Genomic DNA, 14,115 nt, shown 5'->3' on the forward strand with positions numbered 1-14,115 from the left:
CTTATATACTATTTAATATATAAAAATCAAAACACACTTTAAAATCATTAAATAAAAAATAGTTATATAGTCAAGTTAGTCTTCACTATATATAGACTTTATAAGTGTAAATCACATCATATAACAGTTCTTACATGAAATAAACAAAGAATCACGTGATAAAAACAATCATTTTGGAGATTTTAGAACAGTATATTCCATCAACTGTATTCTACTTAGTGCTACATTGTTGTTTCAAACCTTATATTTATTTATATTTTTCAATATGTTATAAACAAAAACAACAATACTTTTGCACCAATTCTTATCGCCATATCATGAAAGCATCAACCTATGGTGAATAGTTGAATTTTTGTAATATTACTTTGACTAAGTAGTATTAGAGTATATAGCATAGTTAAATAAACAAGCCGTGGAATAAAACGATGAAATACCATAAGTTAGCGCAACTAAACCAAGATGTCTCTAAAATCTGTCTTGGTACGATGACATGGGGACAACAAAATGATGAGGCTCAAGCACATGAGCAAATGGACTTTGCACTGACATCTGGTGTCAATTTTTGGGACACCGCTGAGATGTACCCTTCTCCACCAGATAAAGATAAGCAAGGTACCACTGAGCGCTTTATGGGAACATGGTTTGCTAAGACAGGTCGTCGCCAAGAGGTTGTACTGGCTAGCAAAATTTCACCCATGAGCTTTTTACGTGATGGTCAGACTCGCTTTACTGCTAAGCATATCAGCGAAGCAATTGATGGCAATCTTAAACGTTTACAAACTGATTATATTGATATTTATCAGCTACATTGGCCCGAACGTCAAAGCAATTTTTTTGGCAAGCGGGGCTATACCACACAAATGGCTGAGCAGGATTTAAGTGAGTTAACGCCCTTTTTAGAGACCATTGAGGCACTTAATGATGAGATAAAAAAAGGCAGAATTCGTGCCTATGGGCTATCTAATGATACACCTTGGGGCGTGATGCGCTATCTATGGGAAGCCGATAAACATGGGCTGATTGCGCCCATCACTATCCAAAACCCTTATAATTTATTGAATCGTCTTTATGAGGTTGGGCTGGCAGAAATCTCTCATCGTGAAAATGTTGGACTACTGGCATATTCACCACTTGCATTTGGTGTGCTTTCTGGAAAATATCTTGGCGGTCGCCGACCTGAAGGGGCAAGGCTGAGTCTTTTTGACCGCTATGAGCGCTACACCAATGCTGAGGCAAAATGGGCAACTGAACAATATGCCAGTATTGCTGAGGATGCGGGGCTAGATATGGCACAGATGGCACTGGCTTTTGTCAATCATCAGGCCTTTGTTACTTCTAATATCATAGGTGCCACCACGATTGAACAACTAAAAGATAATATTGATAGCATCAATCTTGAGCTAAGCGAAGAGGTACTAGAGGCCATTGACCGTGTACATCAACAACAACCTAACCCTTCGCCTTAGAGTCTTTTAAATAGGCTGTTTTCAGTCATTTATCTTTATTTAAGATTCTTTCTAAAAAGCCCTTTCTCCAAGCTGAGTCAGGGCTTTTGCAATTATAATCAGTTAATCAATATCGGATTCGCCACAGCTAACATTCAGACTGTGTTAAAATCAACCGCAATATACCAATAATCACTTCTAACCTCTATTTTATATCTTATAAAATCTTGTATATTTTTAGCTTCATCATCTATAGGTAAATCCATGAATACCCCCGCTTCTCAAGACAACTTACAAGACATTGCTTCATCTAGTCCATCTACTCAGCTCAATCAACCTAATCAACAAAGTATGCAACCATCTCAGCAGGTCTTTGATATTGTCGTTACTTGTGCTGATGGTCTAGAAGCACCTCTACAAACTGAGCTAACTACACTTGGAATAACCAGCCATATCAGTAGTACTGGGCGATTGAGCGTTTCGGCTACTCTGGTACAAATTTATCAGATTTGCTTATGGTCACGGGTCGCTTCACGTGTGCTACTACCCATCAAACGTCGTAATATTAATACTGAGTATGACGTTGCTGAGCAGTTATATACTTTAGCAAAAGGCGTCGACTGGACGGCATGGTTTAACTTGGATAATACCTTTGCTATCCGTGTTTCGGTCGATAAGCGGGTTTCTGTGTCACAGCAGTTTGCCATGCTTCGTATCAAAGATGCCATCGCAGATACATTTAATGATAAGTATGATGCCCGCCCCGATGTGGATAGTCGTCAACCAGAGTTTTCAATTTATGCTGCGGTGGGTGATAAACAAGCCGAGCTATATTTAGATTTATCAGGCACCAGTCTACACCGCCGGGGCTATCGGGTAGCGATGACAGACGCTCCACTCAAAGAGAACTTGGCAGCCGCCCTACTCTATAGTGTGGGTTGGCATGAACAAGGACGGTATGATGCCCTCATTGACCCAATGTGTGGCTCAGGTACATTTTTAATCGAAGCATTGTTAATGAGCTGTGATTATGCTGTTGGTCTGGATAAAGCTGAGGGGCAGTTTGGGTTTTATCATTGGCAACATCACAATAGTGAGCTGTGGCAACAGCTCATTACTGAGGCACAGTCACGATTTCATAATGCTTTAGAGCGCTTTGCTGATGATACAAACTTACCAACCATCATTGGCTATGATGCAGACGCTGGTGCTATCAAAGCGACGCATAAAAACTTAATTGCAGCAGGATTACAACCTATTATTTCTCAGGTTATGTTGCAACAACGCCCACTAAACCAGCTAAAATCTGGTTTGCAACAGTGGCAAAGCAAACAAGCGTTAAATACACCACTTATCATCACTAATCCACCTTATGGTGAGCGTCTGGGTGATGAAGATATGATTAAGCCTTTATATCAAGGGTTGGGGCTAATTTTGCAGGATACTTTTGCACAAGCAAAACAAGCACCGACACTCGGGCTACTGGCAGCCCACGTGGAGCAAGCGGATGTTTTACCCATTGCTAAGCCACAGACATTGCGCTGTCATAATGGGGCAATTACTGTCTATTTCCGCTATGGTCGGCTGATTACTGATAGTACGGTCGCACTGATTGATAGCTTTGAGAAAAAAGAAATCAGCGTCGAAGCAGGACAAGATTTTGTCAATCGCCTACAAAAAAATGTTGCCAAGCTTAAAAAGCAAGCAAGTAAACAAAACATCACCAACTTACGTCTATACGATGCAGATTTACCTGATTTTAAAGTTGCTATTGATGTATACGGCGATAATGTCCATGTGCAAGAGTATGCACCACCAAAGTCCATTCCACCTGAAACTGCCAAAAAACGCTTTAACTTAGCCCTGCTTGGTATCCGTGAAGTATTTGGCATCGACCGTGAGCAGGTATTTATCAAAACACGGGCAAGACAGTCTGGAAAAGAGCAATACACCAAACAAGGGGGCGAAAAACAAGGTAAGTTTTATATTGTCAAAGAAGATGATGCCTATTTTTATGTCAACTTCACAGACTATCTGGATACAGGATTATTTATTGACCATCGTAATATGCGCCAGTTGATTAAAGCCGCCAGTGCTGGCAAGTGTGTATTAAACCTGTTTGCCTATACCTGTACTGCCAGTGTTCATGCAGCGCTGGCAGGGGCAAAGTCTGTCACCAGTGTCGATTTGTCACAAAACTATCTTGACTGGGGCAGACGTAATTTTGCTCTTAATGGCTTGGATATCTCTGCCAGTAAATATGAGTTTATCGCTGCGGATACTTTTGAGTGGATTAAAGATAATACAGAGCAGTTCGATACCATTTTTATTGACCCACCAACGTTTTCTAACTCCAAAAAGTTTCAAGGAACATTTGATGTGCAACGTGACCACGCTGCACTGATTAACCGTGCCATGAACCGCTTAGCAACAGGTGGTATCTTATACTTTTCTAATAACTTTACTAAGTTTGAGCTTGATGAGAGTTTGCGCCAACGCTATGATGTCACCGACATCACCCATAAGACCATAGGCTTTGACTTTAATATTAAAAAGCCCATTCATCAAAGTTTTGAGATACGGCATAAATAAGGCAATACTCAAAAGCTACAGCATTACATCATTAAGCCGAATGACTGAGCCATAAAAAACGGCGAACTATGAATAGTTCGCCGTTTTTTCATCATGTTTTATCTGATAAAAGTGCTAATAGAAATGATATGGACACTGTTGCTAATCTATTAGCTATCTAGTGACTGACGCCCTAAATGCAGATATTGCATATGACGCTCGTATTGATTAAGGATATCCACCAATACTTGCTCTTTGGTGTAGCCAACCAAGTCATACTCTTGTGAGCCCTCACTTAAAAAGACTTCAGCACGATAATAATGCTCAGCCTGTTTATTAGACGTATTCAGAGTAAAGTTTGGTCTTTCAGCTTTAACCAAATAAACATCATACACAAAGTCATCTTCACTACCATGACCAACATGCAGACTCAATCCTTCAAGTTTACCATCACTGCCATCATGCACACTTAGTGTTGTACTTAGGCCGCCTGCTTGCAGTTCTGCTTCTACATCTTGCATGGCTGGATGCACAACAGACTGCATAAAGCGCTGTACCTGATTATAGCCTGGGAAGCTCACAATACGCTGCAAACGTGCCTTCCAACCTTTACCGCTATTAAGTACATTAGCAGTATCTACTGTACTGGCTTTGCGCTTATTGCCCTCTTCTTTCAGTGACTTCCACATGGATATCATATATAGCACAAGTACAAGTGAAAATGGCAACCCTGCAATCACAGAGACAGACTGTAATGAGCTAAAACCACCAGCAAATAATAGACCTAAGGTAATAAGCCCTGTAGCAGCAGCCCAAAATAGACGTAACCAAACTGGTGCATCTGCATCATTGGTTAAGCCACGGCTACTGAGGTTGGCAAGTACCAATGCACCAGAGTCAGCAGAGGTAACAAAAAATATCAAACCAATGACCACCCCTGCAAAGGATAGAACACCACTGTAAGGATAATATTCAAACAGCGCAAACATACCCATAGCAGCATTATTAATCGCTGTTTCACCCAAATCAGTTGCACCATTTGCCACCAGTTCTATTGCTGAGTTCCCAAAAATAGAGAACCATGCAAAGATAAAGCCAAGTGGAATAAACATCACCCCAAATACAAACTCACGTAAGGTACGTCCACGGCTAATACGGGCAATAAATAAACCCACAAATGGTGCCCATGCTACCCACCACGCCCAGAAAAATACTGTCCACCAAGACTTCCACTCAGCACCTGTTTCACCATCAAAAGCATACACTTCAAAGCTTTTGTATACTATGTTTTCAAAATAGTAGCCAATATTTTCGGTAAATGCGTTCAGCAAATAGATGGTATTACCCATCAATAAAATAGCAATCAGCAGTAAGGTCGCTGTTAGCATGTTAAATTCAGACAGGCGACGTACCCCTTTTTCCACCCCAGTCATCGCTGAGATGGCAGCAGCAATCACGACGGTGACAATAATGATGGTCTGCACCATTTTGCTTGACTCAATACCAAACACATGCGTTAAGCCTGCATTGGCTTGTAAAACACCAATACCTAGACTGGTGGCAATACCCATCAGTGTACACACAACACCAAAGGTATCCACACTATCACCCAGCCAGCCTTTGACCAGCTTTTCACCAAAAATAGGAGTTAGCGCAGAGCGTAGAGCCAAAGGCATGTTTTTACGATAGGCAAAATATGCCAATGCCATACCAATCAGCGCATAAATCCCCCAACCATGAATACCCCAATGTAAAAAGGCTTGGGGTACAGCATCACGCATTGCAGCAGCACTGGCAGGGTCAATACCCGGATGTGGGGTTAAATAGTGCATTAAGGGTTCAGATGCACCAAAGAATAATAGATCAATACCAATCCCTGCCGAAAATAACATGGCCGCCCATGCTAAAAAGGGAAATTGGGCTTTTTCATGGTCTTGTCCTAGCTTGATATTGCCATAACGAGAAAATCCAACAAATAAGGCAAAGATACTGTAAGCGGCAACAACCAGCATATAGTACCAACCAAAGTTATTAGATACCCAAGTCATGGCTGACCCGAGTAATCCTTCACTATAGGTAGGGAATATAATTGTCCAAATAATTAATAAGATAGAGATGATGGCGGCGCCTAAAAACACTGTCTTATTAAGCGTCAGTGTTTTAGTCGCCCCACCAGAGCTTGGGCTATGCATAATATTATCCTCAAACAATAGAGAAGATGCACCATGGCACCTGTTACATACGCCACTCGCAACTTTCCTAATGCCCATTCATATACAATAAATATCTATATCAAGCCCTAGACACCTTTTTGTAAAAGAGCAGACAAGTACTTAAGGTGTATTTAATTATTAAAACACCCTAAATGAACTAAATATCTTTACCACATAAAAAGTTGAGAGTGAGGTATTATGAAAATGGCATACAGCATCCATTTGGACACTGTATGTAACGCTTGATTGACTATGTACTGCTTAACTCGGCTGATATTCACGCATCGGCTTACCACGTAGTGGCGCACCATTGGCAACATAATAGTCAGCATTTGACTCAGGCAGTTGTATACCCTTCATTTTATCGGCGATTTTCTCTGCCATCATAATGGTGGTTGCATTTAAGTTCCCACTGATGATATTTGGCATGATAGAAGCATCGACTACACGTAGTCCATCAATACCATGTACCAGACCTTCACCATTGACCACCGCTTGGCTATGTTCACCCATCGCACAGGTACATGAGGGGTGATAGGCAGTCTCGCCATGCTCACGCACATAGTCGTCTAACTGCTGATCTGTTACTAGGTCTTCAGTCGGTGAGATGGCACGTCCACGATAGGGGTCAAGTGCTGGCTGATGAATGATCTCACGGGTGATGCGCATCGCCGCCCGAAACTCCCGCCAGTCCTGCTCATGCGACATATAGTTAAATAAAATACTTGGATGGGCTTTGGGGTCACGAGACTTGAGCTTAACCCGTCCACGACTTGGTGAGCGCAATGAGCCAACATGTGCCTGAAAACTGTGCGCATCACTGGCATTGCGCCCATCGTAGCGTACTGCCAATGGCAAAAAGTGATACTGCACATTAGGATGAGTAAACTCTTCATGTGTACGAATAAAGCCACCACCCTCAAAGTGATTGGTCGCACCCAGCCCTGTTCCCTTAAACAACCATTCAATACCAATGGGTGGCTTGTTCCACCATTTATTGGCGGGAGCAATGGATACAGGCTGTGTACACTCATACTGCATATACAGCTCAAGATGGTCTTGCAAGTTATTGCCAACGCCTTGTAAGTCTAAGACTTCAGGCACACCCAGCTCTTTTAACCACTGCCCCGGTCCAATGCCAGAGCGTTGCAGTAGCTGTGGTGATGCAATTGCCCCTGAAGAAACGATGACCTCACGGGCAGCATAAAACTGCTTTGTTTGACCGCCATGCTCAACTTTGACTCCAACAGCACGTTTACCATCAAACAAAATCACATCAGTCAATGCACCTGTTAAAATAGTCAAATTGTTACGAGGTTTAGCACGGTCAAGGTAGCCTCGTGCTGTCGATGCACGGCGACCATGAGGTGTAACAAAACGATCCATAGGACCAAAGCCTTCTTGTTGATAGCCATTTAAGTCCTCTGTACGAGGATAGCCTGCCTGTACCCCTGCCTCTATCATTGCCTCAAACAATGGATTGACATTTGGTTTTGCTGTTGTCATCTCAACAGGTCCACCCACACCATGATAGTCATTTTCACCTGCATCACGGTTTTCTGCTTTTTTAAAATAGGGCAAACAACGCAAATAGTTCCAATCTTCTAAACCTTCAATTTTTGCCCAATCATCAAAGTCCAGCGCATTACCACGAATGTAGCACATCCCATTAATCAGTGATGAACCACCTAGTCCTTTACCACGTCCACAGTCCATCACACGGTTGTTCATAAATGGCTCAGGGTCAGTTTTATAGCCCCAGTTATAAGTCGTACCTTGCAATGGCATAGCAAGTGCTGCTGGCATCTGCGTCCGAAAGTCTAAGCGATAGTCTGGACGACCTGCTTCTAACAATAAAACTTTAACACTGCTGTCTTCTGTCAAACGAGTTGCCAATACATTACCTGCTGAGCCTGCACCGACGATGATATAGTCATATTCTGGGATAGAAGTAGTAGACATCGGATTTCTCCTAATATTAAAACGATTAAATTAGTCTTTAAATCACTAAGTACTGGATGCTTGGTGCCTGCACACAAGCCCTAAGCATTTTTCTCAATACCATCTAAAACACTGACTCAAATGCACCCAGCTCAACTTGTATTGACTTAGTCTGTGTATAATGTTTTAAAGTTTGAATACCATTTTCACGACCCACACCTGAATGTTTATAACCACCAACAGGCATTGGTGCTGCTGACTCACCCCATGTATTTAACCAGCAAATCCCCGCTTCTATCTGCGCAATCACTCGATGCGCCCGTTGTAAATCATGGCTCACTACCCCTGCTGCCAGTCCATACTCTGTATCATTAGCACGAGCAATCACTTCTTCTTCTGTCTCATAAGTCAGAATTGACATGACAGGACCAAAAATCTCTTCACGAACAATACGCATCTCATCATGACAATCTGTAAATACGGTCGGTTGAACATACGCACCATCTGCCAATTTACCTTCATCAGCTACTGAGCCTCCACATAACACCCGTGCGCCTTCTTTTTTTCCTTGCTCAATATATTCCAGCACCTTTTGACGATGCTCAAAGCTGACTAAAGGCCCCATATTGACTGCCTCATCCATCGGGTCACCGAGCTTGATACGTGCCACACGCTCACTAATGGCTTGCTCAAACTTCTCCTGCCATGACTTCGGAATAAATACCCGTGTCCCATTGGTACAGACTTGTCCAGTGCTATAGAAGTTTGCCATCATGGCAATATCAGCAGCAGTACCCATATCGGCATCATCAAAAATAATCAATGGTGACTTACCACCCAGCTCCATGGTCACATCTTTTAGAGATGAACTGGCGGCTGTTGCCATCACTTTTTTACCCGTTGCAACGCCTCCTGTAAAAGATACTTTAGCAATCTCAGGATGTTCAGTCAGCGCACTGCCAACTTCATGATTACCCTGTACCACATTAAATACACCATCAGGAAAGCCTGCTTCTGTAAATATCTCAGCCAATTTTAATGCTGATAAAGGCGTCACTTCTGAAGGCTTGAATATCATCGCATTACCAGCAGCCAATGCAGGTGCAGCTTTCCACATTGCGATTTGGATTGGATAGTTCCATGCACCAATTCCCGCAACCACACCCAGTGGCTCTTCACGTGTATACACAAAACTTGACTCACGCAGTGGAATTTGTCGCCCTTCAATGGCAGGGGCAAGTCCTGCATAATACTCAATCACATCTGCACCCGTGACAATATCCACGTACTTAGTTTCAGATAACCCTTTTCCTGTATCTTGTGTTTCCAATACTGCCAGCTCATCATTACGCGCACGCAATATGTCGACTGCTTTGAGCAAGATACGACTACGCTCCACTGGAGTCATTGCCGCCCAGACTTTTTGACCTTGTTGTGCTGTGCGCACCGCTTCATCAATTTGCTCAGCGCTGGTCTGCTGAATGGTCGCCAACACCTCCCCTGTTGCAGGATTGATGCTTTTAAAGGTCGGCAATGTGTCATCTACTGGCAAATAAGCGCCATTAATATACGCTGTTTGGGTTTGAGAAAAATCAAAAGTCGTATTTTGTGTCTCTGACATAACAATTCCTTAATAAAAAAAATATTAAAACTTAATGGATAACAAAACGTTCTGTGAATAAGCGCAAGAATCACAACCACCCTATCTGCCCGTAATAACTTATTTTTTTAGGGCATAGGTAAAGCATTACCACTATCTATACATAGATAATCGTCATCCTTGGCTTAACATACAGTTGCTGTATTAACTACAGTTGTTAGCAATAAAAATACAATAAAATTTCAATCGCCTAGAGCTGGCTTTATCGTCGATTCAAGGTAATGATTTATGAGACATTACCTCAACAAAACCAAGAGAAAAAACAAGAGAAACTATGACCATTCTATAAAATTAGGATTTATAAAAGACAAGCCATATCAAGTATCCATCATAGTATCAATAAAGTTGTGTCAGTCGTTGTTATATATTTATGCTATATATTTATGTTGGATATTCAGCTAACCAACTGAATACATGCAACAACAGAACAACAATAGGCTGACTATCAACTAAATGCAATGACAATGAAGTCTTACTTATTCTGGGTACGTTATCTTATTTGTTATCTTGATTCGACCATATACACATATTTGAGTGGATATGTGCTTAATACTAAGAGCATAAACTGGCAATATCACCCCACCAACATGTTGATTTGTCGATGGATTCATCTCGCTGGTCTATTAAACAGGAAGGATAAAAAGCAGAATATAACATAATCTACATTTATATGAGTTTGGTTGGTTAGTTTTATTAAACAAATCAAAATCAGGCAGGGATTATAACAAATATATATTTAGATAGGAAATACCAGCGAAAACTGATGAGGCAATAACCACTTTATAGCGCTTTATTTGTTGTCTTTAACACAGCATCTGTTTTTACCAAGATAAAAGCGCCATTGGTTATTAACTGCTTCTTAATTGGCTCTTACTTTTTAACACGTTATCTTTAAATCTTGGCGATATTCTTTGGGTGATACGCCATACTTTTTATAAAATAACTGACTAAAATGGCTGGGGTGATAACCACACATCCCTGCAACATCTTTGATATTCATATCCTGATGGTTTCTAAGTAACTGACATGCTTGCGTCAGTCGATACTGAGTCAAATACTCATGAATACTCATGTCCATCACTTGCTTAAAATATTGCTTAAGATAGCACTCATTTGTTCCCACTCGTCCTGCCAACTCTGCAATGGTCAAGGATTGATTAAACTCACTATGAATGATGTCACAAGCCCCATGCACATATTTTTTAGCAACATTTTTTTGACGGCTTGGTGTGTCAGCAATGACAAGGGTTGGCTGTTCTGCCATTTCAAGAATCATTGCTAACCAGTCGATGGCTTTGGACTCCACCCTAAGCGCATCACTAAAACGACTGATTTTTGGTAAACAGCAAATCTGCCATGCCAACTGACGCAGTGCAGGGGGTACTGCAATACGGTCAATCAACTGCTTATCATGATTTTCAACAATCTGACTAAGCCAGCTTGGTAGGCGCTGTTGCTGTTGTAACTGGCTAATATAGCTATGGCTAAACTGCAAGCTGGCATAATACAATGTTCTATCTAGTACTTTTAGCGTATTACCAGCAAATTCATAGCCATTCGTAATATTCATATCTGTATGATGCAAGTGCGCAAATGCCAGATTTTTTGGGTCAATATCTTTGTCACTAAAAGTAAAACAAACTCCAATATAATCCAAGTCATCAAATGCAGGATAACGGATAGGTGTCTGAGTTTGTAGTTGTCGTCGCACCAAACGAAACCCTGAGTGAAACTCATGAGTTTCCCGATAAGCACAGACTTCGTCATTAGCACTGGTAATCTTAACATGACCCAGCTCATGACTTTGCCAAGACATTTTATCGTAGTCTATCATCATTACCTCCACATAATTATTCTTTGCAATTACGCTTCCTAGCTTGCTTGGATTAGGGCAGTTAAAAATTCAGCCAGATACGCATTGATAACAGCGACCACATAATATTGGCTGTATTTAAATAACATAAGGAATGCAAACTTTAATTCACTATTGTTTTGATAACGCTCATAATTTTTTCCCATTTTCTATATATCTTTTTCCTCATTATTACACATAACTTTTCTTATTTGTAGATAATAACCATTCTCAAATCTACAATAATTTAGTTTTTCAATTATGCTTTATAGCTACCCATAGGAAGAATCATGCGTCAAAATTATCTTTCTTTAAGCTTACAATTATTACTATCCACCATGGCACTTGGTGCTACACATGTAGCATTGGCTGAGGTGACAACTTCCACAGCACCAATAACCAATTCCGCTTCAACAAACCAATATAACAGCCAATACAACAACCAAAATGCAACAAATGTTACTCTTGATGCACAAGGACAGCCCACAACGGTTTTAGACCCTATTGTGATTACAACCAGTTCAGGTGGTATCACCCCCACTGTCAATCAACAAACCATCGAAAAGAGCAATATTATCGATATGAAAGATGTGCTAAAAGATCAGCCCAGCTTGTCGGTAAGCGGTGGTAATGGCTTAGCACAACAGCTTTATATTCGTAATTTTGGTGAAAATGAGCTGACCTTTAGTGTCGATAACACAGCGCCAAACTCTCAGTTATTTCACCATCAATCACGCTTTATGTTTGACCCAGCTTTGCTTAAATCAATGAATATTGAGAAAGGCACAGGGCAAGCAAACTCTGGTATCGGGGTGACCGCAGGGGCTATCCGTATGACCACAGTGGATGCCAATGATATGTTACGAGATGGGCAGAATGTTGGTGCAATGGTGGGTGCAGGGTACAACTCTAATAAGGGCTACCGTGGCGTAGGCGCAGTATATGGACGCAGTGACGATCATCGCTTTGATGGTATTGTCATGGGTAACTACGTCAAACATGAAGATTATAAAGATGGTAATGGTGATGTGGTCACAGGTTCAACCTTAAACCAAGAAGCCTATATGGCAAAATTGGGCTGGAACGTCGATACAAACAACCGCCTTGAGTTAAGTCATCGCCGTGAGCAACAAAGTGGCGACTTACCATTGCGAGCCAATGTCATTGTCAAAAACCAACCCATTATGGACTCCACCACAACCCAAGATACCACCAATCTTGCTTATGAAGGCTACAACTTAGCAGGACGTGAAGGTGTCGATGTAACAGCAAACGCTTACTATAGCCAACTTGCCGAAAAACGTAAGCAAATCAGAAATATCAGTACCAATCGTGTGCCTGTTAATTTAGATATTGACGCCACTACCAAAGGTGCTAATGCCTCTGTCACCTTCCCTATCATCAACAATCATCGTCTTGAAACAGGGCTGAATTATCGTGACAGTCAGACTCATGCCAATAATCAATTCGTTGGTACGGGTCATGAAACTAAAACTGAAACAGGGGCATATGCCCAGATGAATTGGGACTTTAATCCTGTGACCCTTAGCACTGGTGTGCGTTATGACCATTATGATATTACTACTAACCAAAATAAAAACATCAAAGATGGCATGACCAGCCCCAGTGTGTCGGCAAGATGGCAAGTCAATGATAACTTTGCGGTTAATGGTAGCTGGTCACAGGCGATACAAGCGCCACGTGTTTATGAATCTTTGATACTGGGTTTATCCAACGGGTTACAACATGACTTTGCGGATGGTTTAAAACCTGGTAAAGCCCAAACTACTGAAGTAGGCATTGAGTGGCAAGGTAACAATGGCTTTATGGCAGATGCCAGCATCTTTGACCAACGCATCAAAGACTATATCAAAGTTGAGCGCATTAAAGATATTTCTACCCAAGTTAATGGTGGTGAGCTAAAAAATACAGGCTATGAAGTCAATGTAGGCTACCGTAAAGATGCTATTAAAGCTTTCTTAGGAATGTCGCACACTGATTCAGACCTTAATGGCGACTATCTTGGCTATGCCTTAGATATCATGCCAACAGGAACAAAATATAATGCCAGTGTCTCTTATCGCTTTGACCAACCACGTTTAGAAATTGGTGTTAAAAACCATTATGTCAGCGACTACAGCTACCAAACAGAAGTAGAAGATAGAAAAACCAAACAGGTATCGACCGTCCATCAAGATGTACCAAGCTACTTTGTGACTGATGTTTTTGCAAATTGGCAACCATTAGCAACGGATAGACTCTCTATCAATGCTGGTATTAATAATATTGCTAATAAGCAATACTATAACCAAAGTAATAACCGCCGTACACCGATTAACTACGACAGTATCAAACCTGAAAAAGGTCGTGAGTTCCGTGTGGGGGTGAACTATAAATTTTAATAGCTCAGTTGTCGTTGTATAACATTAATTT

General features: G+C 41.3%; 8 protein-coding genes. 3 read left to right on the forward strand and 5 right to left on the reverse strand.

Annotated elements, in window-relative coordinates:
* Positions 1-425 precede the first annotated feature (425 nt).
* A complete protein-coding gene (locus FHK88_RS05560; protein ID WP_227429757.1) occupies positions 426-1,466 on the forward strand; it encodes an NADP(H)-dependent aldo-keto reductase in 1,041 nt (346 codons plus the stop codon).
* Positions 1,467-1,796: 330 nt separating this feature from the next.
* Complete coding sequence (gene rlmKL, locus FHK88_RS05565; protein ID WP_227430068.1) at positions 1,797-4,037, forward strand: bifunctional 23S rRNA (guanine(2069)-N(7))-methyltransferase RlmK/23S rRNA (guanine(2445)-N(2))-methyltransferase RlmL; 2,241 nt, start codon at positions 1,797-1,799, stop codon at positions 4,035-4,037.
* A 149-nt stretch (positions 4,038-4,186) separates the two neighbouring features.
* Here rlmKL and betT read toward each other — a convergent pair whose 3' ends face one another.
* From betT to FHK88_RS05590, 5 genes are all read right to left on the reverse strand, one after another.
* Positions 4,187-6,208: a choline BCCT transporter BetT gene (betT, locus tag FHK88_RS05570; RefSeq protein WP_227429758.1), complete on the reverse strand. Its 2,022-nt coding sequence runs from the start codon at positions 6,206-6,208 to the stop codon at positions 4,187-4,189.
* Positions 6,209-6,490: 282 nt separating this feature from the next.
* Complete coding sequence (gene betA, locus FHK88_RS05575) at positions 6,491-8,191, reverse strand: choline dehydrogenase (RefSeq protein WP_227429759.1); 1,701 nt, start codon at positions 8,189-8,191, stop codon at positions 6,491-6,493.
* Positions 8,192-8,294: 103 nt separating this feature from the next.
* Complete coding sequence (gene betB / locus FHK88_RS05580; RefSeq protein ID WP_227429760.1) at positions 8,295-9,791, reverse strand: betaine-aldehyde dehydrogenase; 1,497 nt, start codon at positions 9,789-9,791, stop codon at positions 8,295-8,297.
* A 916-nt stretch (positions 9,792-10,707) separates the two neighbouring features.
* Positions 10,708-11,667, reverse strand: a complete 960-nt coding sequence (locus FHK88_RS05585) for a helix-turn-helix transcriptional regulator (RefSeq protein WP_227429761.1) — start codon at positions 11,665-11,667, stop codon at positions 10,708-10,710.
* Between the two features lie 35 nt (positions 11,668-11,702).
* Positions 11,703-11,849 (reverse strand): hypothetical protein, encoded by a 147-nt coding sequence (locus FHK88_RS05590; RefSeq protein WP_227429762.1) that lies wholly within the window; start codon positions 11,847-11,849, stop codon positions 11,703-11,705.
* A gap of 123 nt (positions 11,850-11,972) precedes the next feature.
* Between FHK88_RS05590 and FHK88_RS05595 the strand changes: the two genes are divergently transcribed.
* Complete coding sequence (locus FHK88_RS05595) at positions 11,973-14,084, forward strand: TonB-dependent receptor domain-containing protein (protein WP_227429763.1); 2,112 nt, start codon at positions 11,973-11,975, stop codon at positions 14,082-14,084.
* The last annotated feature ends 31 nt before the right edge of the window (positions 14,085-14,115 follow it).

It is taken from the genome of Psychrobacter sp. I-STPA6b (assembly GCF_020662265.1).
Taxonomy (GTDB): Bacteria; Pseudomonadota; Gammaproteobacteria; order Pseudomonadales; family Moraxellaceae; genus Psychrobacter.